This window comes from Flavobacterium galactosidilyticum (genome assembly GCF_020911945.1).
Lineage (GTDB): Bacteria > Bacteroidota > Bacteroidia > Flavobacteriales > Flavobacteriaceae > Flavobacterium > Flavobacterium galactosidilyticum.
On sequence record NZ_CP087135.1, the window covers coordinates 1,295,971 to 1,321,883 of the forward strand.

Annotated in this window: 24 protein-coding genes; 14 read left to right on the forward strand and 10 right to left on the reverse strand. The window is 33.7% G+C overall.

Annotation, left to right across the window (positions count from 1 at the left end; all coding sequences use genetic code 11):
• Nucleotides 1-217 precede the first annotated feature (217 nt).
• Nucleotides 218-2,632 carry a ribonucleoside-diphosphate reductase subunit alpha gene (locus tag LNP27_RS05630; RefSeq protein ID WP_229943628.1) on the forward strand — a complete coding sequence of 805 codons (2,415 nt, stop codon included), beginning with the start codon at nucleotides 218-220 and terminating at the stop codon, nucleotides 2,630-2,632.
• 366 nt (nucleotides 2,633-2,998) lie between these two features.
• Nucleotides 2,999-3,781 (forward strand): trypsin-like peptidase domain-containing protein, encoded by a 783-nt coding sequence (locus tag LNP27_RS05635; protein ID WP_229943629.1) that lies wholly within the window; start codon nucleotides 2,999-3,001, stop codon nucleotides 3,779-3,781.
• A 95-nt stretch (nucleotides 3,782-3,876) separates the two neighbouring features.
• On the opposite strand, the gene LNP27_RS05640 is transcribed toward LNP27_RS05635, so the two are convergent.
• Both LNP27_RS05640 and LNP27_RS05645 read right to left on the reverse strand, forming a co-directional pair.
• Nucleotides 3,877-4,179, reverse strand: coding sequence for a DOMON domain-containing protein (locus LNP27_RS05640; protein ID WP_229943630.1), 303 nt, complete (start codon nucleotides 4,177-4,179; stop codon nucleotides 3,877-3,879).
• On the reverse strand, nucleotides 4,128-4,574 hold the full coding sequence (locus tag LNP27_RS05645) for a carbohydrate-binding family 9-like protein (protein WP_229943631.1): 447 nt from the start codon (nucleotides 4,572-4,574) through the stop codon (nucleotides 4,128-4,130). The genes LNP27_RS05640 and LNP27_RS05645 overlap by 52 nt, the downstream gene beginning before the upstream one ends.
• A 260-nt stretch (nucleotides 4,575-4,834) precedes the next feature.
• On the opposite strand from LNP27_RS05645, the gene LNP27_RS05650 reads away from it, so the two are divergent.
• From LNP27_RS05650 to LNP27_RS05660, 3 genes are all read left to right on the forward strand, one after another.
• Nucleotides 4,835-5,278: a hypothetical protein gene (locus LNP27_RS05650; protein ID WP_229943632.1), complete on the forward strand. Its 444-nt coding sequence runs from the start codon at nucleotides 4,835-4,837 to the stop codon at nucleotides 5,276-5,278.
• Nucleotides 5,279-5,472: 194 nt separating this feature from the next.
• Complete coding sequence (locus tag LNP27_RS05655) at nucleotides 5,473-5,940, forward strand: RDD family protein (protein WP_229943633.1); 468 nt, start codon at nucleotides 5,473-5,475, stop codon at nucleotides 5,938-5,940.
• Between the two features lie 121 nt (nucleotides 5,941-6,061).
• The gene (locus LNP27_RS05660) at nucleotides 6,062-7,405 is read left to right on the forward strand and encodes a deoxyguanosinetriphosphate triphosphohydrolase (RefSeq protein WP_229943634.1); all 1,344 of its coding nucleotides are present in this window, start codon (nucleotides 6,062-6,064) and stop codon (nucleotides 7,403-7,405) included.
• A gap of 57 nt (nucleotides 7,406-7,462) precedes the next feature.
• On the opposite strand, the gene LNP27_RS05665 is transcribed toward LNP27_RS05660, so the two are convergent.
• Nucleotides 7,463-8,509 carry a DUF3078 domain-containing protein gene (locus tag LNP27_RS05665; RefSeq protein WP_229943635.1) on the reverse strand — a complete coding sequence of 349 codons (1,047 nt, stop codon included), beginning with the start codon at nucleotides 8,507-8,509 and terminating at the stop codon, nucleotides 7,463-7,465.
• Between the two features lie 38 nt (nucleotides 8,510-8,547).
• Complete coding sequence (locus LNP27_RS05670; protein WP_229943636.1) at nucleotides 8,548-10,329, reverse strand: 1-deoxy-D-xylulose-5-phosphate synthase; 1,782 nt, start codon at nucleotides 10,327-10,329, stop codon at nucleotides 8,548-8,550.
• A gap of 84 nt (nucleotides 10,330-10,413) precedes the next feature.
• On the opposite strand from LNP27_RS05670, the gene LNP27_RS05675 reads away from it, so the two are divergent.
• Nucleotides 10,414-10,857, forward strand: a complete 444-nt coding sequence (locus tag LNP27_RS05675; RefSeq protein WP_229943637.1) for a nucleoside deaminase — start codon at nucleotides 10,414-10,416, stop codon at nucleotides 10,855-10,857.
• 92 nt (nucleotides 10,858-10,949) lie between these two features.
• Here the strand turns inward: LNP27_RS05675 and LNP27_RS05680 are convergent, their stop codons facing one another.
• A complete protein-coding gene (locus tag LNP27_RS05680; protein ID WP_229943638.1) occupies nucleotides 10,950-13,727 on the reverse strand; it encodes an outer membrane beta-barrel protein in 2,778 nt (925 codons plus the stop codon).
• A 493-nt stretch (nucleotides 13,728-14,220) separates the two neighbouring features.
• The gene (ahcY, locus tag LNP27_RS05685) at nucleotides 14,221-15,537 is read right to left on the reverse strand and encodes an adenosylhomocysteinase (RefSeq protein WP_229943639.1); all 1,317 of its coding nucleotides are present in this window, start codon (nucleotides 15,535-15,537) and stop codon (nucleotides 14,221-14,223) included.
• Nucleotides 15,538-15,789: 252 nt separating this feature from the next.
• On the opposite strand from ahcY, the gene LNP27_RS05690 reads away from it, so the two are divergent.
• Nucleotides 15,790-16,425, forward strand: a complete 636-nt coding sequence (locus tag LNP27_RS05690; RefSeq protein ID WP_229943640.1) for a 4'-phosphopantetheinyl transferase family protein — start codon at nucleotides 15,790-15,792, stop codon at nucleotides 16,423-16,425.
• Between the two features lie 127 nt (nucleotides 16,426-16,552).
• Here LNP27_RS05690 and LNP27_RS05695 read toward each other — a convergent pair whose 3' ends face one another.
• From LNP27_RS05695 to LNP27_RS05705, 3 genes are all read right to left on the reverse strand, one after another.
• The gene (locus tag LNP27_RS05695; protein WP_229943641.1) at nucleotides 16,553-16,942 is read right to left on the reverse strand and encodes a group III truncated hemoglobin; all 390 of its coding nucleotides are present in this window, start codon (nucleotides 16,940-16,942) and stop codon (nucleotides 16,553-16,555) included.
• Nucleotides 16,939-17,229 carry a hypothetical protein gene (locus LNP27_RS05700; protein WP_229943642.1) on the reverse strand — a complete coding sequence of 97 codons (291 nt, stop codon included), beginning with the start codon at nucleotides 17,227-17,229 and terminating at the stop codon, nucleotides 16,939-16,941. Before LNP27_RS05700 ends, LNP27_RS05695 begins: the two co-directional genes overlap by 4 nt.
• 78 nt (nucleotides 17,230-17,307) lie before the next feature.
• Nucleotides 17,308-17,904 (reverse strand): Crp/Fnr family transcriptional regulator, encoded by a 597-nt coding sequence (locus LNP27_RS05705; RefSeq protein WP_229943643.1) that lies wholly within the window; start codon nucleotides 17,902-17,904, stop codon nucleotides 17,308-17,310.
• Between the two features lie 57 nt (nucleotides 17,905-17,961).
• On the opposite strand from LNP27_RS05705, the gene LNP27_RS05710 reads away from it, so the two are divergent.
• The 5 genes from LNP27_RS05710 (at nucleotide 17,962) to LNP27_RS05730 (ending at nucleotide 24,312) form a co-directional block, all read left to right on the forward strand.
• On the forward strand, nucleotides 17,962-18,738 hold the full coding sequence (locus LNP27_RS05710; protein WP_428979012.1) for a phosphoglycerol geranylgeranyltransferase: 777 nt from the start codon (nucleotides 17,962-17,964) through the stop codon (nucleotides 18,736-18,738).
• A gap of 6 nt (nucleotides 18,739-18,744) precedes the next feature.
• On the forward strand, nucleotides 18,745-19,368 hold the full coding sequence (pnuC, locus tag LNP27_RS05715) for a nicotinamide riboside transporter PnuC (protein WP_229943644.1): 624 nt from the start codon (nucleotides 18,745-18,747) through the stop codon (nucleotides 19,366-19,368).
• On the forward strand, nucleotides 19,329-21,452 hold the full coding sequence (locus LNP27_RS05720) for a DUF4301 family protein (RefSeq protein WP_229943645.1): 2,124 nt from the start codon (nucleotides 19,329-19,331) through the stop codon (nucleotides 21,450-21,452). The genes pnuC and LNP27_RS05720 overlap by 40 nt, the downstream gene beginning before the upstream one ends.
• Nucleotides 21,453-21,462: 10 nt before the next feature.
• On the forward strand, nucleotides 21,463-21,864 hold the full coding sequence (gene arfB, locus LNP27_RS05725; protein WP_229943646.1) for an alternative ribosome rescue aminoacyl-tRNA hydrolase ArfB: 402 nt from the start codon (nucleotides 21,463-21,465) through the stop codon (nucleotides 21,862-21,864).
• Between the two features lie 237 nt (nucleotides 21,865-22,101).
• Complete coding sequence (locus LNP27_RS05730; RefSeq protein WP_229943647.1) at nucleotides 22,102-24,312, forward strand: TonB-dependent receptor; 2,211 nt, start codon at nucleotides 22,102-22,104, stop codon at nucleotides 24,310-24,312.
• Between the two features lie 55 nt (nucleotides 24,313-24,367).
• Here the strand turns inward: LNP27_RS05730 and LNP27_RS05735 are convergent, their stop codons facing one another.
• Nucleotides 24,368-24,781, reverse strand: coding sequence for a Rieske (2Fe-2S) protein (locus LNP27_RS05735; RefSeq protein WP_229943648.1), 414 nt, complete (start codon nucleotides 24,779-24,781; stop codon nucleotides 24,368-24,370).
• Nucleotides 24,782-24,942: 161 nt separating this feature from the next.
• Between LNP27_RS05735 and greA the strand changes: the two genes are divergently transcribed.
• Nucleotides 24,943-25,419, forward strand: a complete 477-nt coding sequence (gene greA, locus LNP27_RS05740; RefSeq protein WP_229943649.1) for a transcription elongation factor GreA — start codon at nucleotides 24,943-24,945, stop codon at nucleotides 25,417-25,419.
• Between the two features lie 65 nt (nucleotides 25,420-25,484).
• Nucleotides 25,485-25,874 carry an HIT family protein gene (locus tag LNP27_RS05745; RefSeq protein WP_229943650.1) on the forward strand — a complete coding sequence of 130 codons (390 nt, stop codon included), beginning with the start codon at nucleotides 25,485-25,487 and terminating at the stop codon, nucleotides 25,872-25,874.
• The last annotated feature ends 39 nt before the right edge of the window (nucleotides 25,875-25,913 follow it).

Consider the following 25,913-nt stretch of genomic DNA (forward strand, 5'->3'; position numbering starts at 1 on the left):
CATCTTGATTTTAGACCGAATTTCTCCCTGCTACTGTAGCTCTAGCCCAGATAGCAGTGGAAATCCCACGCCTTTTGGCGTGGATTGCAACGGATAGCTGGAAACAGCTCCAAAAAAAATGAGGAAATGATGTAGCATGAGATTGCATTATTCCTCGCAAATACAAACAACCAAAAGCAGCAAAGGGATTTGTTGTTTTAAAAAAAACAAAAAATTTATGTACGTAGTAAAAAGAGACGGTCGCAAAGAGCCTGTAATGTTTGACAAAATCACAGATAGAATTAAAAAACTATGCTATGGTTTGAATGATTTAGTAGATGCTGTAAAAGTAGCTATGCGAGTGATTGAAGGACTGTATGATGGTGTTTCTACGTCAGAATTAGATAATTTAGCTGCCGAAACTGCGGCTTCAATGACCATTGCGCATCCTGATTATGCACAGTTAGCAGCGAGAATAGCGATTTCGAATTTACATTCGAATACAAAAAAATCATTCTCGGAAACAATGAACGATATGTTTCATTATGTAAATCCAAGAAATGGTCAAGACGCTCCTTTATTATCAGAGGAAGTTCATAAAGTGATCATGGAAAATGCTGAATTTTTAGACTCGCATGTAATATACAACAGAGATTTCAACTACGATTATTTTGGTTTTAAAACACTAGAACGTTCTTATTTGCTTAAAATAAATGGTAAAATTGTAGAGCGTCCGCAGCATATGTTGATGCGTGTATCTGTAGGGATTCACTTAGGCGACTTAGATTCAGTGATTGAAACATACGACTTAATGTCTAAAAAATTCTTCACGCACGCTACGCCAACATTGTTCAATGCGGGAACTCCAAAACCTCAAATGTCTTCTTGCTTCCTTTTAGCAATGCAGGATGATAGTATTGACGGAATTTATGACACGTTGAAGCAAACGGCTAAAATCTCGCAATCAGCTGGTGGAGTTGGTTTGTCTATTCATAATGTTCGTGCAACAGGATCTTATATTCGTGGCACAAACGGAACTTCAAACGGAATTGTTCCTATGTTGAGAGTTTTTAACGATACGGCAAGATATGTAGATCAAGGTGGTGGAAAACGTAAAGGTAGTTTTGCGATTTACATCGAAACTTGGCATGCTGATATTTTCGAATTCTTAGATTTGAAAAAGAATACTGGTAAAGAGGAAATGCGCGCTAGAGATTTATTCTTTGCCATGTGGACATCGGATTTATTCATGAAACGCGTACAAGAAGACAGCTATTGGACATTGATGTGTCCTAATGAATGTCCAGGTTTGTATGACGTACATGGTGAGGAATTTGAAGCGATGTACATTGGTTATGAAAAAGCGGGTAAAGGTAGAAAAACTATCAAAGCACATGAATTGTGGGAGAAAATTCTAGAATCGCAAATAGAAACTGGAACGCCTTACATGTTGTATAAAGATGCAGTAAATAGAAAATCGAATCAGAAAAATCTAGGTACTATTCGTTCGTCGAACTTGTGTACAGAGATCATGGAGTTTACCTCTAAAGATGAAATCGCGGTTTGTAACTTAGCGTCTCTTTCGTTGCCAATGTTTGTGGAAAACAAAAAATTCAACCACGAAATGTTGTACACCGTGACTAAACGTGTGACTAGAAACTTAAATAAAGTAATTGATAGAAATTATTATCCTGTAATTGAGGGAGAAAATTCTAATAAGCGCCACAGACCTATTGGTCTTGGAGTACAAGGATTAGCAGATGCATTTATTATGTTGCGTTTTCCGTTTACATCTGACGAAGCTAAAAAACTGAACCAAGAAATTTTTGAAACCCTTTATTTTGCTGCTGTAACCGCTTCTATGGAAATGGCAAAAGAAGAAGGTCCGTATTCTACTTTCGCAGGATCACCCATGTCTCAAGGGGAATTCCAGTACAATATGTGGGGAATGAAAGATGAGGATTTGTCAGGTCGTTGGGATTGGGCTTCATTAAGAAAAGAAGTGATGGAGCACGGTGTGCGTAATTCCTTATTAGTAGCGCCTATGCCAACAGCTTCAACGTCTCAAATTTTAGGCAACAACGAAGCTTTTGAGCCGTACACTTCTAATGTATATACACGAAGAGTACTTTCAGGAGAGTTTATCGTGGTAAACAAGCATTTATTGCATGATTTAGTAGAGCGTGGCTTGTGGAACGAAACCTTGAAGCAAGAATTAATGCGTAATAACGGATCAGTTCAAGATTTGAATATTCCGCAAGATTTAAAAGAATTGTACAAAACAGTTTGGGAAATGTCAATGAAAGATATTATTGATATGTCACGTCAACGTGGGTATTTTGTAGATCAATCACAATCATTGAACTTGTTTATGCAAAACGCCAATTACTCTAAATTGACATCGATGCATTTCTATGCTTGGCAATCTGGATTAAAAACGGGAATGTATTACTTAAGAACAAAAGCAGCGGTGGATGCGATTAAATTTACATTGAACAACGATAAAAAAGCAGAACCAATCGAAGTAGAAGCTAAACCGATACAAGTAGCAGTTCCTGCTGCTCCAGTGGAAATGAGCTCTGAGGAATATAGAACGATGATCGAAATGGCTAGAAATTCTGATCCTGAAGATTGCGAAATGTGTGGATCGTAATTTCACACTTTTCAAGAACGACGATTTTATATAATTAGAAAACTGCCGTTCTCCTTTTTGTGAGGAGAATGGCTTTTTTGTGACGAGCTGTTTCTTGAGGAGCTTTTCTAGTAGCTATTTCCTGCTATTTGTTTCAATCTTTTTCGCCGAACTACGGCAAAAAAGGATTTTCACTGCTATCAGGGCTAGGGGATTAGTATTATAAGACACATTTCTTTTGACAGTTATAATTTATGAAATAATTAATGTATGAGAAAAAACACATTAACACATAATTGTTAATCTAGCCAGAAGTAGTTTTGTATGCTATTTTATTCCCACTATTCAAATATTGTCCCAAATCAGAACCCAAAACAAACCGTAAAAATGAATAATAAAATCATAATTTTAGTACTAAACTTAATATTTATTTCATCAATGGAAGCTCAAAAATCAGAAAACAATATTATCCTAACAGCCGATCAATTGACAATATCAGTTGTAAATCTTAGGAAAGAAATAAGCCCTGGTAATGAGTCCACAGGGACTGGAAGTTTTATATCAAAAAATGATGAAATTTATATTGTAACAGCAACACATGTTTCTAAAAATATGGATGATTCAGCTTACGTAATAATTCAAGGTGAAAATAATTTACCAATTAAAATTGAATTGAAAAAATTATCAAATCCTATAAAGTGGATTGATCATCCAATTGCAGACTTATCAGTATTAAAGTTAAATCCGGAAAAAGAAATATTGGAAAAGTTTTTGCAAAACCGTTTTGTTCCATTTGAAATGATCGAAATCTCAAAAAAAGCAATATCAAGAAATACACAACTCACTATAATAGGTTTTCCTTTAGGTCTTGGAATTTATGGTCTTTTCTCACCTTTAACATATCGAACTTTTCCCTCTAGTAGTTTAATAGATCTTAATAGATTTGATAACAAAACTCCTCAAACTTTTATTATTTTAGAAAATCCAAGTATTGGCGGATATAGTGGCGGTCCAGTCTACGACCTATCAATTATAGAATCTGGAGTAATAAAATTGACAGGTAGCGGAACAAAATTACATGGATTTATACACGGAACTATTTCAGATGAGACTGGAGGAAAATTATCAGCTATTACTCCTGCTTATTATTTAACGGATATACTAAAATAAAAAAGGCTCTCGCTGGCGCAAGCGTCCCGCTTGTGCCCACAATCAAAATCAACATAAAGAAAGTCCCTAAAAAGAATTCTTTTTTACAAAAACAATTAATTCACAAACTTGAATTCTGCAAACTCAACTGGTTGATGAAAACCATATTTTTTGCTTTGGTACGGTTTTAAGGATTGGTATTCTTTACTTTGCCCGTAGTCAATTCGGAATAAATTTCCTTTCCATGTGGTTCCATTTTTTGGGGTTTTAAAATGGCCATTTGTAATTTCGTTTAAACTTGAAAACGGAATAGCAATTTCAACGTTAAATCCAGATTTAGTAATTTTAGATGCTGTTTGTAATCCTTTTATGTAACTGATAAATCCGATTTTCTTTTGGCACAGTCGCCTCCAAGGCATTGAATATGGATGTCGTAATTGCTGTTAAAAGCATTTACACCAATTTCAATATAGTTTTTAGCATCTCCAGCGGGATCAATAAAAATTTCTACTAAATCATCAGTGTTGAAAATAGGATGGTCTTTTTTTCTAGTAGTTCCTACAATTTCAGAATCAATGCAATTGTAGGCTATATATAAGAATTTTTTATCCCAAGAAAGAGATGCGATTGTTGATTGCGTTACTTTTTTTCCAGAGTTATGAATAACAAATTCTTGTGAAAAAGGGTTTTTCCAGTCCGATAAATCACCGTCAATAACTATTGGTTGGTTCGTTTGTTGAACTAAGATAGCTTGTGATTTAATTTGCTGCGCACTAACAATTAGAAATAGGAAAGCAATAAGGGTATATTTCATATTTTACTTAAATATGTTAATGTGGAGCATAGCTTTTATCAAATCAGGTTTTGGAACAGTTTTTTCAATCCAAATATATCTGTTTTTTGGCTACATTGTGGATTTTTGTTTAAAATAATGAGTATTAATAATGAATGTTTTTCTGTTATCTAAAGTTAATAAAACATGTACTGTATTTGAATTGCATAAATCTCTCTTAAAATAGTGTAACTATAAATGCCTCACGCTGAGATATATTTGTAATATCAAAAGACATTATTATGAAAGCAATTGAATATACAAACAAAGTAAGTAGGAATATTTTACATTTATTATATTCTACCTGTACTAATGATTTAGTTATACAGTCAAAACAAGCAAGTATTATTGAGGATTTTCTGTTTGCATTTTGCATCGAGTTCAATCGTCTGTTTATTGCTGATAGTCTTTTGATCAATGTGTTGAAAAAACAGCTAATCGCAAAAATGAAAATGAATTTTACTGAAGCAATTACTCTTTGTAAAAATAATATTATAGAAAATACGAGCGTTGTTTTAGAGTTTTTTAATGCTGATACTAAGTCTGGCGTTTTTAATACTGTGACGATGTTTGATAGAAGCAACATTGAAATTTTTTGGTTACCAAAGTTGTTCAACTCCTTATTTTTAAACACTAAAGAAACACTGCAGTTGATTCCCATTTATAAAAATAAAAATTGGCGGTAGAATTATGAAGTTTTATAGTTTTTGAGGCTATTACACGCTTGCTAATATAAGATTCTCGATTTTAATCTTTACTCTAATTGCCATTTATAGTTATGACAAACTAAAAGAGATTAGTCTTTATTTGTTGAAAATCATTATATTTGAGATAGTTAGTGGTTTTGAATCTTATTTTATAATATTAAAAAAAAACATAAATGGAAACTAAAGAATTTACAATTACCAATGATTTATTAGCTTCTAAATGGCAGCGATTCCTGAACTTTATCATTGACTTATTTGTAATTTATTTAGTGACTATTGGGATTGGTGCGACGATAAATATTATGGGACAATTAATGGGTAATTATAAAGTATCAGATTGGATTATCTCATTAACATTGCTCGAAAATATATTCTTTGGATTGATCGTTTTATTTTTTTACTACGCCATTATGGAAATGTATTTATCGAGAACCATTGGGAAATATTTCACCAAAACATTAGTGGTAAAACATAACGGTACCAAACCGGAAGTAAAAAGTATTATTGTTAGAACATTAGTTAGAGTGATTGCTTTTGAAGGATTCTCTTTCTTGAATGATAATGCAAGAGGTTGGCATGATACTTTATCAGTTACGTATGTAGTAAAGAAACATGAGTTTGTTGCAAAAATGAAGATGTAAGCAATTTATTTTCAAATTTTAAATAGGATAGCTGTCATTTTTGGCAGCTATTTTTATTTCAACTGGTTTCTTTTTCTTTATATTCGCTCCTTATAAATTTAGAATAATATATCTATCAAAAATGAACTGGGAACAACTTTTATCACTAAGAAGGCAAGGCGACAAAGGCAAAAGATTGCGTGTAGAACAAGACGATACGCGTTTGGGTTTTGAAGTAGATTATGACCGAATTGTTTTCTCTGCAGCGTTTAGAAGTTTGCAGGATAAAACACAAGTGATTCCACTTTCAAAAACCGACTTTGTACATACGCGATTGACGCATAGTTTAGAAGTTTCGGTTGTGGGACGTTCTTTGGGACGATTAGTTGGTAAAAAAATTATTGAAAAATATCCGCACTTAAAAGAAGTTCATGGTTTTCACATGAATGATTTTGGCGCTATTGTAGCTGCGGCTTCATTGGCGCATGATATTGGAAATCCACCTTTTGGACATTCAGGAGAGAAAGCTATAGGTGAATATTTTTCTATTGGAAACGGACAAAAGTACAGAGGACAAGTCACAGATAAAGAATGGCAAGATTTAATTGATTTTGAAGGAAATGCGAATGGTTTTTCAGTTTTAACAGCTAGCCGCCCTGGAATTGAAGGCGGTCTCCGAATTTCCTACGCTACTTTAGGTGCTTTTATGAAGTATCCAAAAGAAAGTCTGCCCAAAAAACCAACGAGGAATATTGCCGATAAAAAATATGGTTTTTTTCAAACTGATAAGAAGTTTTTTGAGGAAGTAGCTACTGATATGGGTTTGATTCCAAATAAAGATGGAAATGATATTGGTTTCGAAAGACATCCTTTGGCTTATTTAGTCGAAGCTGCTGATGATATTTGCTACACCATTATTGATTTTGAAGACGGAATAAACTTAGGTTTAGTTTCTGAAGATTTTGCGCTAGAATATTTGATTAAACTAGTAAAAGATAGCATTGATACTTCAAAATATAAAACATTAACTACTAAGGAGGATAGAATTAGTTATTTGCGTGCTTTGGCAATTGGTAGCTTGATTAATGATGCTGTAAAGGTCTTTGTTGAAAATGAAGAGGCTATTTTGAATGGTAAGTTTCCATATTCACTGACTGATAAGAGTAAGTACAAAGTACAGATGGATGATATTATTAATATTAGCGTCAATAATATTTATCAGAGCAGAGAAGTGATTGAGAAAGAAATTGTAGGTTACCAAATCATCCAAACGCTATTGGACAAATTCATAACGGCGTTTAATAATAAATACAACGGTAATGAGTCTAATTATGATTCGTTAATCTTGAAATTACTACCTGAGAAACATCATCTGGAGAAAGAAAACTTATATGAACGAATGCTTCATATCTGTCATTTTATTTCCATGCTAACGGATGGAAATGCTTTGTTGTTTTATAAAACGATAACAGCAGTTAAAAATTAAAACGCCATTTACGCAGTAAAAAAAAGTCCTGAAAATATTTTTCAGGACTTTTTTTTATTAGAAAACGTATTGCAAACCTACGCCAATCGCTTGTCGAACTTGTGCTTTTGGTCCTTCTGTTACTTGTACGCCAGCAACCTCTTTTTTTGATTTAATATCATCGTCGTAAATTACGTGTGCTCCAATATTTGCTCTTACGTATTGATTTACTACAAGCTCCACTTGTAAGTCGCAATTGACATCTACATTTCCAAAATGATTTAGATAATCAGAATATAAACTCAGACGATTTTCTAAAATAACATTCTTAACAACTTCTTTTTTGTACTTATTAGTAATTAAAAAACCAAATTCTGTTCTTGCTTTTTTTCCTTCGGTAATTAAATTTTTGTCTTCATCATAAATTGCTTTAGGTACTCCAAAAGCACCTTGATTAGCTAATGTTTGATCTAAAACTAATGTAGTTTTAAAAGTAAATGGCGAAATGTATAAGGTTCTGTTTTTTTCTTTATTAATGTTTTCAGCTCCCATTCCTAGGAAAATATATGCTGGTGCAAAGGGTTTTGAAATGGCTCTGGTAGTATTTGGATAGGCATAACCATTGGTAAATTGGGTACTAAAGTTAAATTTAGCCGAATGAAACCAGTTGGATTTAGGATTGTGTCTGTAACCAAATGTTGAATTAATTTGAAGAGCGTCATCCGTTTTTTTCATGTCTTGACCGTCTTGCTTGTTGACGCCATATCTAAAAATTAGTTCGTTTGACCAATTTGCATTAAGATTGGTATAATTCTTTGTGAACTGACCTTTCAATAATCCAGAGATTGAAGTCGTTCCACCCGCATTCCAGTTAAAAAAAGCTACTTCAGAAATATCAAAACCTAAAGTATTTTTGTTACTCCAGTGAGAAAATGGAAGAAAATGTGTCTTAGTCTGTATTTTTAATTTTTGCGACATGGGCTTAACTGCAGCTAATAAAATTTTTGCTGGTCTTAATGTATCGTAAATTGACAATTGAATGGAGTCTTTTACTTTTGTTTGCGAAAAACTATTGTATGTTACTGAAAATGTAAGCAATAATAAGAGGTATAATCGTATTTTCATTTAGGCGCGTTTAGGTTTAACTTGGCAAAATAATTATTTTAATAGTTTGAAAAAAGTATTTCAAGACTTTTAACGTCAATTTTGCAGTATTGTTGTAATTCGGCTACATTTCCTTGCTGAATAAATTTATCGGGAATGCCAAGAACTTTTATTTTTGATGTGTAATGGTGCAGAGCACTGAATTCAAGTATCGCACTTCCAAAACCACCTTGCACTATTCCATCTTCGATTGTGACGATATTTTCGAATGTTTTAAAAATAAAATGCAATTGATTTTCATCCAATGGTTTTACAAAGGCAAAATCATAATGAGCAATTGTTGCCGGATTTTTTATTTTGGCTAAAGCCATAGTTACATTGTTAGCAATCGTTCCATTTGAAAGAACAGCTACTTTAGAACCTTGTTTCATACAGCTGCTTTTCCCAATGGCTATCTCCTGATATTTTCCTAGATGAAGTGATTGCCAATCTTGAATGATACCGCGACCACGTGGGTATCGAATGGCGATAGGATGATTTAGTCCTAACTGTGCGGTGTACAATATGTTTTGTAGTTCGATTTCGTTTCTAGGTGAGTAAACAATCATATTGGGTATGCAACGCAAATAAGCTAAATCGAAAACTCCGTGATGGGTTGCGCCATCTTCACCCACCAAACCAGCTCTGTCAAGACAAAAAATCACAGGCAAATTTTGCAAAGCAACATCATGAATGACTTGGTCATACGCTCTTTGTAAAAAAGTGGAGTAAATATTACAATAGACTATCATTCCTTGAGTGGCCATTCCAGCAGCTAATGTAACGGCGTGTTGCTCCGCAATCCCTACATCAAAAGCGCGTTCTGGAAATTCATCCATCATAAAGTTCAATGAACTTCCTGACGGCATTGCTGGAGTAATTCCAATAATTTTTTCGTTTTTTCGGGCTAAATCTAACAGCGTAAGTCCAAAGACGTCTTGGTATTTTGGAGGAAGATTTTCTTCTATTTTCTTATGTATTTCTCCTGTAGACGCGTCAAATTTTCCAGGAGCGTGGTATTTTACCTGATCTTCTTCAGCTTGTTTTAATCCTTTTCCTTTTGTGGTAATTACGTGAAGGAATTTGGGACCTTTTATTTTTTGTAATCGTTTTAATTCCTTGATGACTGCAAAAATATCATGACCGTCAATAGGTCCTGAATAATCAAAATTCAATGACTTAATCATGTTATTTTGTCGAGGATTCTTTCCTTCCTTAACCGCAGTGAGGTATTTTTTTAAAGCGCCAACACTTGGATCAATCCCAATGGCGTTATCGTTCAGAATTACTAATAAATTAGCATCAGTAACTCCAGCGTGATTCAGTCCTTCAAAAGCCATTCCTGACGCTATGGAGGCATCGCCAATAACTGCGATATGTTGCTTGTCATAATCTCCTTTCAAATTAGAGGCAATTGCCATTCCTAAAGCAGCAGAAATAGAAGTAGAGGAGTGGCCTACGCCAAAAGTGTCATAGATGCTTTCACCTCTTTTTGGGAAACCAGAAACACCACCTAATTGTCTGTTGGTATGAAAGCTTTCTCTTCTTTCTGTTAGGATTTTATGTCCGTACGCTTGATGACCTACATCCCAAACCAATAAATCGTTTGGCGTGTCAAAAACATAATGCAACGCTATAGTAAGTTCTACAACTCCTAAACTAGCACCTAAATGCCCTTCTTTTGCCGCTACAACAGCTATGATAAAATTACGTAGTTCTTGCGCAACTTGAGGAAGTTGAGCTTCGTCGAGTAGACGTAAATCAGTTGGAGAATTTATGTTTTGGAGTAAATTAGCAGACATAAAGCAAATGTACGATTTGAAATTGTATTTTTACAATCGTTAAAAACTTGTTTCAAAAAGAATTAAAATTTTCCTTCCAACACTATGATAAATCCTTTCACTGACGAATATTTCATGAAAAAAGCTTTGCAAGAAGCAGAAACTGCTTTTGATAAAGACGAAATTCCTGTGGGTGCAATTATTGTAATTGATAATAAAATTATTGCAAGAAGTCATAATCTTACGGAGTTGCTAAATGATGTAACGGCTCATGCCGAAATGCAATCTATTACTGCTGCAGCTAATTTTCTTGGTGGGAAATATTTAATAGGATGTACACTTTATGTAACACTCGAGCCGTGCCAAATGTGTGCCGGCGCTTTATATTGGAGTCAAATTTCGAAAATTGTGTATGGCGCACGTGATGAAAATCGTGGTTTTGTAAAAATGGGAACGAAACTACATCCTAAAACCACTGTCGTTTCGGGAGTTTTAGCTGATGAAGCAGCCGATGTAATGAAACGCTTTTTTGCTGAAAAGAGAAAGTAGAATATATTCAAATTAGATTGATTTAAAACAAACAAAGCCCTTGACTTGGTCTCAAGGGCTTTGTTTTGCAATTATCTGAATTAATAATAATTTTACATGTCTATAGGTGTAGCTCTCATTCCGCCTCCTCTATTATTTCGGCCACCAGGAGGATTTTTCATTCCCGCGAAATTTTGAATTTTGTAGGTCAATGAAAACATAGCATAACGTTTCAAAATAGTATTTTCTTCGTCACGAATCGAAGTGTCTGAAATAGTTCGGGTGGTACTTTGGTTCTGATTTAAAACATCATATACTTTGATCTTTGCAACAAAATCTTTGTTGAAAAAACTGTATGACAAACTAGTGTTCCACAAGTAGAAATCTTTTTTGAATTCTGATGATAATCTTGAGTTATAAGTGTATCCAAAATCATTTCCCCACGTCCAATTTTTTGGCCAATAGCTCGTAGTTTGAATGTTGAATCTGTGAACGTAATTTGAACTCGAGTTAGTTAGGTAGTTTTCATATTGTGTTTCATTATAAGAGAAATTATAAGAAGGTGCTAGAGTGAAAAATTCGCCGTAATCATAGTTCATATAAATTCGAGGGCTTATTCCTGTTGATACTGCATCAAATAAAATCCCATCAGTAAAACCTTTTGAAGTAGAAAAACTACCATTTAATGAAATTCCGTAACGTAATAAGTTAGATTCTTGCTTGATCGATTTATTCCAACTTCCTCCTCCAGAAATAGCATAGGTTCCTGAGATGTTTTCGTAAGTTGTTGTTCTTTTTCTATCAACATCATAGATAGTAGATGTTATGATTTCGCTAGCGTAAAAATCAGCATTCGCGTACATATTATACCCTGAACGGGTACGGAAATCAAAGTTTCTGTAATTAATGTTAGCACTGTGCTTTTCGTTTGGTTTTAAATCAGGGTTTCCAGTTATGGTATTCAAAGGGTTTGACAAGTTGACAATGGGAAGCAACTGATTAGATGATGGTAACGAAACAGAATAATTGTATCTCGTTGTAAGTGTTTTAGAACGATCTATCTTGTATCGTACTTGTCCGCTTAAGTTAGGTAAAATGTACTTTTTATTTAAGTCGGTAGCTTGATTTAGATAATTTGAGAAATTATCATATTGTACAATCGAGGAGGAGGAATTAATGTCAACTGAGAATTTATTTTTCTCAAAACGAATTCCTGCTTTTGGAGTAATACTGTTTTGTGTCGAGGTTGTATAATTAGATTGAAAGATATTCAGGTCTGAGTATGCTTGATCTGTAGTGTTAAAATTATAAGTTTTTGCATCATTAACAGAATTGCTGTAATTGTATTCTAGTCCTATTTTGAATCGGATAGAATCAGTAACAGGCTCTGTATATTCAATTTCAGCTGAGTAAGAGTCGTTTGAATTGTCAGAAAGGTTGTTTTGATTTCTCTTATCGCTGGTTTGCGTAGTATAATAATTAGTTTCTGATTGTGTTATTCCGTTTGAATTTGATTTGGTGTTATTATTATTCAACACAACGCTTAAGTTTCTTGTCTTTTTTTCAAATGACTTATTAAAATTGATAGAATTACTAAAGTTGTTTGATTCGTTTTCTGAACTCGATTTTGATTTTGAATCATTTTTCAGTGTTCCATTTTCTTCGCGAGAACTATTTTCTGATTCAGAAAAATTATTTGATCTTGAATTAGAGAATCTTGGAGAAGCAAAAATTCGGATACTTGGAATGGCTTTATATTCTAATTCGAAACCAGCTTTGTTGCTCGTATTCTCATTTTTAGTTTTGGACTGCGATTCCGTGGTGAAATTCCCAGTTGGTAAGAAATTAATTGTTTTTGATTTAGATAAATTCTCTGTATCAGTATTCGAAAAATTGTAATTTCCAGAGGCTTGCAATCCTTTAGCCCATTCATCAGAATAATTTAACCCTATTAAATTTGATTGTGTTATTCCTTTACCTACAGCTCTATTGGTACCTCCTCTACTATTTCGGCCTCCTCCCATATTATCAAATACTTCATCCATAGAAAAACCAGGAGCGTTGATGTTATTAGAAGAACCTAAAAGGCTTATTTTTCTGTTGTTGTTAAATAGATTTACAATAAAACTAGATTCATAACGATCATCAGTTCCATATCCGCCTAAGAATTTACCAAAATAACCTCTGTTTTTCTCTTTATCAATAGTTAAGTTAATACTAGAATTATCTGAAGTTGATTCTGATTTAGAGTATTCTTCTTTTTTTGTTTTATAATCTGAAACCTGTACCTTATTAATCAGTTCAGCAGGTAGGTTTTTTAAAGCCATTGTACCATCACGGTCAAAGAATGGTTTTCCGTTAACTAAAACTTGGTTCACTTCTTTTCCGTTTACGGTGATTTTTCCATCACTGTCTACTTCAAAACCAGGTAGCTGTTTTAATAAAGTTTCTACATTTGAATCCGGACGAACTTTAAACAAAGATGCTTTGAATTCTATAGTGTCATTTTTTACTCTGATAGGCGGTTCTTCTGCAATTATAGTAACGCCAGAAAGCATATTTGCTGACTCTACAAGAGGAATAGTCTTAAATTCTCTATTAGCAGTAATCTCTTTTACTTCTTCCTTATGTGTTTCAAATCCCATATAGGTTACTTTCAAAAAAGTGGGTTTATCTTGTTTTTTAACATTAAAAACAAAATCTCCGTTTTTGTCAGTTAAAGTGTATTCTAACATTGTGGAATCTTTTACAGTTGTAAAATAAACAGTAGCTGATTCTAAAGGGAATTTGTCATTAGCCCCAATTACTTTACCTTTTATGGTGTATTTTTCTTGTGAAGTTGCGAATAGGGAAAAAAGTAAAAAGAATAGAATAGAGTAAGACTTTTGCATATTGAATTTATTTGACTTCCATTAAGATGTCAAATAGGTAGAAAGGTTTAATTATAAAGTTAAAAATTTGTTTAATTTTTAGAGTATTGGTGTGGAGTATTAGAGATATAGGATCTGCTCTTTTAAAAAGCGGATGTTTTTATTATAGGGATTTAAATTTAACGAAGAAGTATTTGTCGTTGTAAGTAATCGATAGTTGTTAACTTGCGCAGTTAGTTAAACACTACCGCATAAGGAAAAATTTCGTTGATTTCGGTAAAAATTATTTTGTAAAAAATAATCCAAATCATTGAAATTATCGCTAATATGAAAACTATTTTATCGGTATTGAATTCTAACTTTTTTACCATTGCGATTGTATTAAAACATTTGAACATGGGTTATTTCCTTAAATATCTGAAGATATAATTTGTTTTCTAAATATTAAAACCAAAAAACCCTCACATTGCTGCAAGGGTTTAGATTCTTCCTATCGTCAGAATGACAAATTGGATTAATATCTGTAATATTCTGGTTTGAATGGTCCAGCAACTTCAACACCAATATAAGCAGCTTGATCGTCACGTAACGTTTCTAATTCAACGCCTAATTTAGCAAGGTGTAGGAAAGCTACTTTTTCATCTAAATGTTTTGGTAACATGTACACGTCATTGTTGTATGCCGCGCTATTTTTCCACAATTCGATTTGAGCTAATGTTTGGTTTGTAAAGGAGTTACTCATTACAAAACTTGGGTGACCTGTAGCACAACCAAGGTTTACTAAACGACCTTCAGCAAGGATTAGAATATCTTTACCAGCGATAGTATATTTGTCAACTTGTGGTTTGATTTCAATTTTAGACGCACCGTGGTTTTTGTTCAACCAAGCCATATCAATTTCGTTATCAAAATGTCCGATGTTACAAACGATAGTTTTGTCTTTCATTTGTTCGAAGTGTGAACCTAGAACGATATCTTTATTTCCAGTAGTGGTGATGATAATATCAGCATTTCCAACAACTGTATTTAATTTTTTAACTTCAAAACCGTCCATTGCAGCTTGTAAAGCGCAAATTGGGTCAATTTCAGTAACTGTTACAATAGATCCAGCACCTCTAAACGAAGCAGCAGTTCCTTTTCCTACGTCACCGTATCCACAAACCACAACTCTTTTACCAGCAAGCATAATATCTGTTGCACGACGAACAGCATCAACTGCTGATTCTTTACAACCGTATTTGTTGTCAAATTTCGATTTAGTAACCGAGTCATTTACGTTGATAGCAGGCATTGGTAAAGTTCCAGCTTTTACTCTTTCATACAATCTATGCACACCAGTTGTAGTTTCTTCACTCAATCCTTTGATTCCAGCAACTAATTCTGGGTAACGGTCAATCACCATATTGGTCAAATCTCCACCGTCATCAAGAATCATGTTCAATGGTTTTCTATCTTCACCAAAGAATAAGGTTTGCTCGATACACCAGTCAAAATCCTCTTCGTTCAAGCCTTTCCAAGCGTAAACTTGAATTCCAGCAGCAGCAATTGCAGCAGCAGCTTGATCTTGAGTAGAGAAAATGTTACAAGATGACCAAGTAACTTCAGCTCCTAAATCGATTAAAGTTTCGATCAAAACTGCAGTTTGTATAGTCATGTGCAAACATCCTGCAATGCGAGAACCTGCAAGCGGTTGTTCGTCTTTATATTCAGCACGAAGCGCCATTAAACCTGGCATTTCAGCCTCAGCTAGTTCAATTTCTTTTCTTCCCCAAGCCGCTAGAGAAATGTCTTTTACTTTGAAAGCCACAAAAGGCATAGTTGTAGTACTCATTTATAGTATATTTGTAGTGTAAATTTTTTGCAAAATTACGTAATTAAGTTATGATTTTAAAAGGATTCCTAAATATTTATGAATTGTTTAATTTTGTAATCTTTTAAAAATCAGTAAAATAATTTTTTTAAACTGAATTGTTTTTAGTTTAAGGAGCTATTTCCCGCTTTACATTACAATCTTTTTTTCCTCGCAAAGGCGACTCAAAAAAGGATTTTCATTACAATCGGGGCTAGGGATCACGATACTAACATGCCATTATTCAAGACTATACACTACAACGCTACGACACAAATTCTAGTTTGGAAGATTACAGAAACTTTCGAAGAATTATTTGATACCGTAGTTTTAAACGAAAACAATAGTATCCGACTTGCCGGAATGAAATCACAATTACACCAACGCGCTTTTCTAAGCGTGCGCAAATTGTTTTATTTGGCTGGCTACACTGACTTCGATTTGTATTATGATGAATTTGGAAAACCGCATCTCAAAGATGGTAAATACATTTCCATTACCCATTCTCATGAGTTTTCAGCAATTATTCTCAGCAACGAAACTGTTGGAATCGATATGGAGTTGCAAAGAGATAAAATCATTAAAATTGCAGATAAATTCTGTGATTCCGAATTTCAATATTTAACTGATAACGAAGAGTATATTCGGAAACTTACAGTGATTTGGGGCGCTAAAGAAGCTATTTTTAAAATCCGAAATGAAAAAGGAATAAGTTTCAAAAATCATATCAAAGTCAATTCCTTTGAATTAGAAGCGAATGAAACTGTAGCCGAATTGCATTTTGATGATTTAACCAAGGATTTCAAAATCTATTTTGAAGAAATAGAGGGTTTTACTCTTGTTTACGCTTTTCAAGAAATTAAGGATTGATTTTTTGCCGCAAAGGCACAAAGGCTCATTGTCTTTTAGTTTTAAAAAAATCAAGATAATCTTAAATTTTGTGCCTTTGTGCCTTCGTTGCACTATTTCTTATCAAGTAATCTTCAATTGAAAACAATTACTCTTTTCGTCTGCTTTCAAAAATATTCATAAATAGGAAAGTACTCATCTTTTGAGCTCTGCGTTTTAGAATTTCAGCATTTTCGCCTATGAACATTTCGTCAATTGTTGCAAACCATAAATTCAGCCAAATTCCAAAAATGTTAGAAGTAATCTTCTGGTCAAATTTTTTATCTACTGCATTATGCGCTACAATTGGGTTTCCAGTAAATTTTCGGGCACCAAATATATTCATTTCCCAAAAATCAGTCAATTTATCTAAGTGTTCTTCCCAGTCTGTAATCGTTTCATTAAAGAAAAAACCAATTTCTGCATCAGCTCTGATCTTAGTATAAAAACGTTCCACAAGAAGTCTGAGGTCAGCGCGGTTTTCAATTTCTTTTATCATCGGATAATCAAAGTGTTTATAATAATAAAGAATACACTAGAAATTACGCTTAAGATTGTAAGGTTAAAAATAACTTTATGTTTCATCTGCGCTAAAATGGCGCAGTTTACAAACATGCAAATTAGTACAATTACGCCTAATTGAAACATTTGTATCAAACTTGTTCCATTTCTGAGTATATTCATTGCTGCTGCAGAGCCTAGACAACTTTGTCCAATAACGATTAAAGTTGAAAAACCAATAAAATTGTTATTGAAATCAGCGAGTGTTTTTTGATATAGTGACATACTAGTTAAATTTTTCGTTACTACAAATTTACAGCCACTTACATTCAATTTTTTATGACCTACATCATAAAGGAAAAATCAACGGTACACTTTTCTATTAATGATTTTTAGTTCGCCTTTTTTCTCTAATGTTTTTATGGTTCTGATAACAGTTTCTACGCGAAGACCAGTTAAATCACCCATTTGTTGTCGGGTCAAGTCGATGTGATAGCCATCTAGTTCTTTTTTAAAATTAAAATAAGTAATCGAATAGTCAAATAATTGTAAAAGACGGTGCTCCGAATCTTGAGTGGAAATCTCTGCAGCCATAACCGATTTATAATGCAGTCGTTGTGCTAGATTTTCAATCATAATGATGGAAACTTCGGGGTTTTCAGCCATTAGTTTCAGGAAATTAGCTTTAGAAACACATATTAATTCACAATCCTCTACTGCTTCAGCATTTGCGGGATAGGTTCTGTCTAAAAACAAAGGAGGTTCACCAAAACACTGCTTAACTGTGAAAAAGCCTTGAATAAATTCCCGACCTTCATCATTGAAATTATTCATTTTTACTGATCCAGAAATGATTTGATAATAATGTGTGGCTAACTTATCCTTCTCGAAAATGATTTCTGATTTTTTATACAACCTTCTTATGGCATCATATTTTTCGAGTATATCTATTTGAATCATGTGATTTTTAGGGTAAAGTTTCTGAATAGTTAAACAAAGATAAGTTTTCTTAAAGTAATGCTCACTTTCAAAAAAACGTATACTTTTACGCTGATTATGAAAAGTAAAGTGCAGCACATATACAGCCAAATACTAGAAGCTAAGGCGAAAAACCATAAGTTATTAGCGGTCTTACTAGATCCAGACAAAATTATTTGGTCTAAAATTGATTATTTAATTGATAGAATAAATCGGTCGCCTGCTACTCATGTTTTCATTGGCGGAAGCCACGTAGAAAGTAATAGTACAGATGAATTGATTTTAAAAATAAAACAAAATTGCCTGTTGCCAATCGTACTTTTTCCGGGAAATCCATCACAAATTTCGAAAGAAGCTGATGGAATTTTATTTCTTTCGCTCCTTTCTGGTAGAAACGCGGATTATTTAATAGAACATCAGGTGAAAGCTGCTCCAGTTTTAAAACAATCGCAACTTGAAATTATTTCTACCGGTTATATTCTAATAGAAAGCGGAAGTGAAACTGCGGTTGAGCGCATCAGTAAAACAAAACCAATTCATAGAGAAAATATAAATTTAGTATTAGCAACTTCTCAAGCTGGCGAAATGCTAGGCAATAAATTAATTTATTTGGAAGCGGGAAGTGGCGCTAAACAAGCCGTTCCCTTGAATGTGATTGAGTTAGTTTCTAGAAATATAGAAATTCCCTTAATTGTAGGTGGCGGAATTGTAAGTTTGCAAGGAATCGAAAATGCTTACAAAGCCGGGGCTGATTTAGTAGTGATTGGAACTGCTTTCGAAAATAATTTGGAATTTTTTAATTTTGATAAAATATAATCTTGTATGTTTGATTACTTTTTTGCTCAATATCATGATTATCCAGTGCATGAGGTTTGGTTAGAACTTGTTGGTGTGTTTTTTGGACTATGTAGTGTTTGGTATGCCAAAAAAGACAATATTTTGGTTTTTCCCACGGGATTAATTAGCACCTCCATTTACGCCTATTTGCTTTGGCAGTGGAGCCTTCTAGGTGATTCAATGATTAATGTTTATTATTTTATAATGAGTATTTACGGTTGGTATCATTGGACACGTAAAAAGGATGATGTAGATGAGTTCCCCATTTCGTTGATGACTAAAAAAGAGAAAGCAATGGCAGCTATTCTCTTTATAATCACAGTTGTTTTTGTTGTTCTTGTTTATCTTTATTTTAATAAATTTACCAGTTGGTATTCCTATCTAGACACAATATTAACTGGATTGTTTTTTGTAGGAATGTGGTTGATGGCAAAACGCAAGATTGAAAACTGGATATTTTGGATTGTTGGAGACCTACTTTCCATCCCACTATATTTGGCAAAGGGATATACTTTTACTAGTTTGCAATATATAGTTTTTACAATTATTGCCGTATATGGCTATTTAGAATGGAAAAAAATCTTAAACAACAACAGTCAGCAATTGTGAAAATTGCTTTGTTTGGTCCTGAAAGCACCGGCAAAACGACTTTAGCAAAACAACTCGCTGCACATTATGATACGGCTTGGACTCCTGAGTTTGCTAGAGATTATCTTCAGCAAAAATGGGATAAAGAGCAAAAAATATGCGACCTAAGTGATATGCTGCCCATTGCGTACGGTCAGGTGCAATTGGAAAATGAAAATTTGGCTGTAGCCAATAAATATCTTTTTTGTGACACTAATTTACTAGTAACAAAGTTGTTTTCGGAAGTGTATTATAATTATTGTGATCCATTGCTACAGAATGCAGCGCAAGAACATGAATATGATTTATTTTTCCTTACTGATATTGATGTGCCATGGGAAAAAGATGATTTGCGAGATAAACCAGAAGGAAGGGAATCTATTTTTGCGGTGTTTAAACAATCTTTAATCGATAATAACAAGCCATTTATAACACTTTCTGGAGATAAAGAGTTGCGTCTTAAAAAAGCAATTACGATAATTGAAGATTTAGCTAAAGCCAAAACGCTCGGTTTTACGTCGAGGGATTTTGTGCAAATGTACAATCACGGGATTTCGGTGGCGGCAATTCAAAAACAGTTAGAATTTTGCAAAAATGGAATTCCTAAAACCTCTTTGGTAGAACCCGCTGTGATAAAGAATGGAATTCTAAAGCTTTCCAAAATAGATTTAGAAATTAAAGCTGCCTTTTTCGATAGTAAGAAGGACGCATTAAAACTGTTAAAATTCGTTCCTGCTTCAGGCGCAGCGACGCGAATGTTTAAGTTTTTGATTGCTTTTTTAGAAGAATTTGACATTGAAAATGATACTATAAACGGATACATCAATAGGAAAAAAGACACTGAATTGTCGATGTTTATTATCGCGATGGATAAATTTCCTTTTTTTGATGCAGTTAATGAAAAGTTGCAAGCAGAATATCCTGAATATGATACTTTAACTGATGATTATAAAAATTATTACTTTATAAAATTACTACTTTCAACAGTTCATTTTGATTTTGGTAATAAACCAAAAGGTATTTTGCCATTTCATCAGTGTGAAAATAAAATCGCTACTCCAATAGAAGAGCATTTGTATGAATGCGGTATTTATGCTAGTTCAGGAGGAAATTCTAATTTGCATTTTACGGTTTCTGAAGCTCATCAACAGCAATTTGAAACTATAATAAGCTCGATAAAGAAGAAAGTCGAAATGGAGTCTAATACGACTATTGAAGTTTCGTATTCCTATCAAAACAAAAGTACTGATTCATTGACTGTTGATTCAAACAATAAAATATTTCGAGATAAAAATGGTCACTTGGTTTTCAGACCCGGCGGACATGGAGCGCTCATTAAAAATTTGAATAGGTTAGACGCGGATGTTATTTTTATTAAAAACATTGACAATGTAATGCTTAAAAGCAAAAGAAAAAGTGCATTGTGTAAAAAAGCTTTAGCAGGAATTCTTGTCGAATTGCAACAGCAAATATTTACGTATTTGAGATTGTTTGATGCTAAAGCTATAAACAATGATGAAGTAGGTGAGGTTACTACTTTTATAAAAAATAAATTGAGCGTAGAAATCCCTTCGGACTTTGATAGGTGGATAATAGAAAATAAAGTAGACTTTTTCAAAGCCGTTATGAACAAGCCTATACGCGTTTGTGGAATGGTGAAAAATGAGGGAGAACCTGGTGGAGGACCATTTTGGGTCAGAAACAGTCAGGGATTGGTTTCTTTGCAAATTGTTGAAAGTTCGCAAGTTGACTTATTTAATGAAGATCAAAAAAACATTCTTAATGCAGCAACACATTTTAATCCTGTTGACCTAGTTTGTGGCACTAAAAACTATAAAAACGAACTATTTGACTTGGATCAATTTGTAGATAATACGAGCGGATTTATTGTTGAAAAAACAGTAGCTGGCAAAAATATAAAAGCCTACGAGTTACCGGGATTGTGGAATGGAGCAATGGCTAATTGGTTGACTATTTTTGTCGAAGTGCCGTTGATTACTTTTAACCCCGTAAAAACAGTTAATGACTTGTTGAAAGCGGCGCATCAAAATTCGAAGTTAAAATAATTTGGTGCCAATGGAAATTGAAAAAATTATATCTGAATTAAATTACAAAGCCGTCCGAAGTAGTGGAGCAGGTGGACAAAATGTGAATAAAGTTTCGTCAAAAGTAGTTTTGAGTTTTGATTTGAGAAATTCTAAATTTCTTTCTGATGATGAAAAGCTGTTATTAGAAACAAATTTGTCTTCACGACTAACAACTGATTTGGTTTTAATTCTAAATTGTGATGAAGACCGAAGTCAATTTAAAAATAAAGAGATTGTTACAAAGCGTTTTTTAGAACTGATGAGAAAAGCTTTAATTGTGCCCAGAATCAGGAAGGAAACTAAGATTCCAAAATCTGCAATCAGAAAGCGGATTAAAAATAAAAAGACTATTTCCGAAATAAAGAAAACCAGAAAAAAGCCAGATTTTTAATTTTTTTGGAATTTGTATTTTGATTTTTGGAATTTTAAGGTTTATCTTTGCGCCGTCTCAAAGGGGTGCTCTAAATAACGAGCTGAGATCATACCCAACGAACCTGAGCAAGTAATGTTGCTAAGGGAAAAAACGACACAATCGTAGAGTGCACGCTATAATTTTGTCGTAAGAAACAATCATTTATTAATTTAACAAAAAGAATAATTCCCCCTTTTATTCGTAATTTTTTTACGGATGAAAACTATTTGCAATTTTTCTAGCCGCAAAGGCTCAAAGACACAAAATATAACTTTTTTAGTGTCTCTCTTCTTTTTTCTATCTATTATAGGTTCTTTCGCGCAAGTAAAAGACACTACTAAAGTCAACCAGTTAGACGAAGTTCTAGTTTCGGCAGTTCGTGCCACTACAAAAACGCCTGTTAGTTTTAGCAATTTGACCAAGAAAGATATCAAATCTCGTAATCTTGGTCAGGACATTCCTGTTTTAATGAATTATTTGCCCTCAGTTGTTACCACAACTGACGCCGGTAACGGAGTAGGATATACTGGAATCCGAGTTCGTGGTAGCGATGCCACGCGCGTCAATGTAACAATCAACGGAATTCCGTATAATGATTCCGAAAGTCATGGAACTTTCTGGGTAAACATGCCTGATTTCGCTTCTTCAGTAGAAAGTTTGCAATTGCAGCGAGGTGTGGGAACTTCAACCAATGGCGCTGGTGCTTTTGGTGCTAGTTTAAATATGTTGACTGATGCATATTCAAAGGAAAGTACGGGGGAAATCTCAAATTCGTTTGGGAGTTTTAATACTAGAAAACACACCGTTAAATTCAGTACGGGCTTGATGAACGATCATTTTGAAATTGCAGGACGTCTTTCGGCGCTAAAATCAGATGGCTATATTGACAGGGCTTTTTCTGATATGAAATCGTATTTTTTGCAAGGAACCTATTTTGGTAAAACTACTTTGGTTAAAGCTTTAGCTTTTGGAGGAAATCAAAAAACCTACCAAGCCTGGAATGGTTTAGAAGATTTAGATAAATTAGAAAATGACCGGACATTCAATCCTGCAGGAATGTTTACGGATGAATTTGGTGAAATTCGATTTTATGACAATGAAACCGATAATTACCAACAAGATCATTATCAGTTGCATTGGAACGAAAAAGTAGCTGAAAAATGGAGTACGAATCTCGCTTTTCATTACACAAAAGGTGTTGGGTTTTATGAAAACTACAAAGAAAATGCTAAATTCTCAGCCTACGGACTAACTCCAATACTTATTAATGGAACAACTATTAATAAAACAGATTTGATTCGTCAGAAGTGGTTAATCAATGATTTTTATGGAACTACTTTTTCGGCAAATTACAAAGAGGAAAAGCTCAATGTGATTTTTGGAGGAGGTTATAATAGATACGAAGGTGATCACTTTGGCAGAATAATTTGGGCGCGTTATGCCTCAAAATCAGAATTAGATGATCGCTTTTATGATGATTCTGCTTCTAAAACAGACGGAAATGTTTTTGCAAAAGCAAATTATCAAATCACTGAAAAGCTGAATTTATTCGGCGATCTGCAACTTCGAAACGTATCTTATAAAGCTGATAGTGCCGAAGCAGGCTTGGTCAACGATAGTTTTAATTTCTTCAATCCAAAAGCGGGTTTGAATTATGAAATTAATGCTAACAACGCATTGTATTTTTCGTATGCACGAGCGAATCGCGAACCCAATAGATCCGATTATGAAAACGGAAGTCCACGACCAGAGAAATTAAACGATTTTGAACTAGGATTGCGTCATGTAGATTCAAAAGTAAAATTGAATGCTAATATCTATTATATGGCATACAAAGATCAATTGATTGTAACTGGAGCTTTAGACGATGTAGGTGCGCCAATACGTGAAAATAGCGGTGATAGTTACCGTTTAGGAGTTGAACTTGATGCAACGATTTCGATTTTGGATAATTTATTTATTAGACCAAACGTAACAGTAAGTACCAATAAAAATAAAGATTTTTTCTTTAAGAGAGATGGTGTTTTAACTTCATTAGGAAATACAAATATTGCTTTTTCTCCTGATTTTATTGCGGGAAATATCGTGAGCTTTGTACCGGTGGAGAAACTTCAAATATCGTTTCTGTCCAAATTCGTAGGGGAACAATATATGGCAAACATAGATGCTGAAGGCTCTAAGCTGAAATCTTATTTTACAAATGATTTGAATGTTTCTTATGAGATTATTCCAATATCAGTTTTTAAATCGATTTATCTTTCTGCTTTAGTAAACAATATTTTCGATTATAAATACATATCGAATGGTTTTTTCTATACTTATGATGATGATTATACTAATCCTCCCGCGATTGCTACAAAAGAAGGAGCTGGTTATTACCCACAAGCGGGAATCAACTTTTTAGTAGGAATGACGCTGAAGTTTTAAAATTAAATACTCTATTCTACTAAAAAGGCTGAAAGTTATAAACTTTCAGCCTTTTTTAATTATAAACTCTAATCACATCACCGTTAACTTGAACACGATATTCTTTCAATGGATATTGTAATTTTCCTTGACCGCTAAACAAGCTGTATTCTTCTTTATCGCATGGGCAAACGAGAGTAATGCCTTTTAAAGTCATTGTTGAGCAGGAAGCTAAAGCCTGATTAGGGCAAGCAATATCAAAGGCTTTGTAGCCACTTCCAGTATTGAAAACTACAACACCACGCACTCCTTTTGCGGGAATTAAAACCGCATTACTCACAAACTTTAGATTTGAGTATTCAGGTAAATTTAAGTTGAGGTCTATAAGCACAGAATAATTAGGTAAGTACGGGTTATTACTCCTAATGCCAGAATCGCTACAAGATAAAAATAAAGGAAGGAGTAAAAAAAGGGCAGCGTATTTTTTCATTTTAAAATGTGTCAAACTATTAGCGAAACAAATTTAATTTATTTAACTTTGAATTATATATGATTAACATATAATTATAGACGAAAAAAAAATAGTAGTATCTTTGTGGAAAGAAATCCCGTTCCGATGGGATTTTTTCTATTTATATAAATAAGGAAGTTATGAGTACAGTATCGTATTACACCGCTGATGGTTTAAAAAAATTAAGGGAAGAGTTAGATTATTTAAAAAGCGTTATGCGTCCAAAAGCCTCAGCTGATATAGCAGAAGCAAGGGATAAAGGGGATCTTTCTGAAAACGCAGAATATGATGCCGCTAAAGAGGCGCAGGGAATGCTTGAAATGCGTATTGCTAAATTAGAGGAAGTACATTCTAACGCTCGTTTGATTGATGAAACCCATTTAGATCTTTCTAAAGTTTTGGTATTATCTAATGTGAAAATCAAAAACCAAACTAACGGAATGGAAATGAAGTACACTTTAGTTGCTGAAAGTGAAGCCGATTTAAAAGCTGGGAAAATCTCTGTAACCTCACCAATAGGGAAAGGTTTACTAGGAAAATCATTAGGAGAAGTTGCTGAAATTACGGTTCCAAACGGTGTTTTGAAATTCGAAATTTTAGAAATAACAAGAGACTAAACTAGTAGCAGTTTAGCAGCTCTTTTTCTAGTTATTATTCTATTCTAAACATAATTATTTTCACTATGTCAAGTATTTTTACCAAAATAGTTAACGGAGAAATTCCTTGTTACAAGATTGCTGAAGACGAAAACTTTTTGGCCTTTTTGGATGTAAATCCTAACGCTAAAGGGCACACGCTTTGTATTCCAAAACAAGAAATCGACAAGATTTTTGAAATTGAAGACGATTTGTATATTGGATTAATGCAATTTTCTAAAAAAATCGCAAATGCTTTAGAAAAAACGGTTCCATGTCTCCGAGTAGGAATGGCCGTTGTTGGTCTTGAAGTGCCGCACGCTCACGTACATTTGATTCCGCTGAATGAAATGGACGAAATGCGTTTTCAAAATAAAGTTTCATTATCTAAAGAAGAATTTGAAGTTTTAGCACAAAATATAAAAGAGAATTTATAGTATTTGTAGAAATAGAATAAATTGGTATGATTTTCGTTA

Excerpts from the sequence above, each read along its gene's own strand:
- ahcY (WP_229943639.1), bottom strand. The coding sequence starts at position 15,537 with ATGAGTACTACAACTATGCCTTTTGTGGCTTTCAAAGTAAAAGACATT.
- LNP27_RS05710 (WP_428979012.1), top strand. The coding sequence starts at position 17,962 with ATGCTCACTTTCAAAAAAACGTATACTTTTACGCTGATTATGAAAAGT.
- LNP27_RS05705 (WP_229943643.1), bottom strand. The coding sequence starts at position 17,904 with ATGATTCAAATAGATATACTCGAAAAATATGATGCCATAAGAAGGTTG.
- LNP27_RS05650 (WP_229943632.1), top strand. The coding sequence starts at position 4,835 with ATGAAAGCAATTGAATATACAAACAAAGTAAGTAGGAATATTTTACAT.
- LNP27_RS05640 (WP_229943630.1), bottom strand. The coding sequence starts at position 4,179 with ATGCCTTGGAGGCGACTGTGCCAAAAGAAAATCGGATTTATCAGTTAC.
- LNP27_RS05635 (WP_229943629.1), top strand. The coding sequence starts at position 2,999 with ATGAATAATAAAATCATAATTTTAGTACTAAACTTAATATTTATTTCA.
- LNP27_RS05665 (WP_229943635.1), bottom strand. The coding sequence starts at position 8,509 with ATGAAAATACGATTATACCTCTTATTATTGCTTACATTTTCAGTAACA.
- LNP27_RS05700 (WP_229943642.1), bottom strand. The coding sequence starts at position 17,229 with ATGTCACTATATCAAAAAACACTCGCTGATTTCAATAACAATTTTATT.
- pnuC (WP_229943644.1), top strand. The coding sequence starts at position 18,745 with ATGTTTGATTACTTTTTTGCTCAATATCATGATTATCCAGTGCATGAG.
- LNP27_RS05730 (WP_229943647.1), top strand. The coding sequence starts at position 22,102 with ATGAAAACTATTTGCAATTTTTCTAGCCGCAAAGGCTCAAAGACACAA.
- LNP27_RS05680 (WP_229943638.1), bottom strand. The coding sequence starts at position 13,727 with ATGCAAAAGTCTTACTCTATTCTATTCTTTTTACTTTTTTCCCTATTC.
- LNP27_RS05695 (WP_229943641.1), bottom strand. The coding sequence starts at position 16,942 with ATGATAAAAGAAATTGAAAACCGCGCTGACCTCAGACTTCTTGTGGAA.
- LNP27_RS05660 (WP_229943634.1), top strand. The coding sequence starts at position 6,062 with ATGAACTGGGAACAACTTTTATCACTAAGAAGGCAAGGCGACAAAGGC.
- LNP27_RS05675 (WP_229943637.1), top strand. The coding sequence starts at position 10,414 with ATGATAAATCCTTTCACTGACGAATATTTCATGAAAAAAGCTTTGCAA.
- LNP27_RS05720 (WP_229943645.1), top strand. The coding sequence starts at position 19,329 with ATGGAAAAAAATCTTAAACAACAACAGTCAGCAATTGTGAAAATTGCT.
- LNP27_RS05630 (WP_229943628.1), top strand. The coding sequence starts at position 218 with ATGTACGTAGTAAAAAGAGACGGTCGCAAAGAGCCTGTAATGTTTGAC.
- LNP27_RS05690 (WP_229943640.1), top strand. The coding sequence starts at position 15,790 with ATGCCATTATTCAAGACTATACACTACAACGCTACGACACAAATTCTA.
- LNP27_RS05645 (WP_229943631.1), bottom strand. The coding sequence starts at position 4,574 with ATGAAATATACCCTTATTGCTTTCCTATTTCTAATTGTTAGTGCGCAG.
- LNP27_RS05735 (WP_229943648.1), bottom strand. The coding sequence starts at position 24,781 with ATGAAAAAATACGCTGCCCTTTTTTTACTCCTTCCTTTATTTTTATCT.
- arfB (WP_229943646.1), top strand. The coding sequence starts at position 21,463 with ATGGAAATTGAAAAAATTATATCTGAATTAAATTACAAAGCCGTCCGA.
- LNP27_RS05655 (WP_229943633.1), top strand. The coding sequence starts at position 5,473 with ATGGAAACTAAAGAATTTACAATTACCAATGATTTATTAGCTTCTAAA.
- greA (WP_229943649.1), top strand. The coding sequence starts at position 24,943 with ATGAGTACAGTATCGTATTACACCGCTGATGGTTTAAAAAAATTAAGG.
- LNP27_RS05670 (WP_229943636.1), bottom strand. The coding sequence starts at position 10,329 with ATGTCTGCTAATTTACTCCAAAACATAAATTCTCCAACTGATTTACGT.
- LNP27_RS05745 (WP_229943650.1), top strand. The coding sequence starts at position 25,485 with ATGTCAAGTATTTTTACCAAAATAGTTAACGGAGAAATTCCTTGTTAC.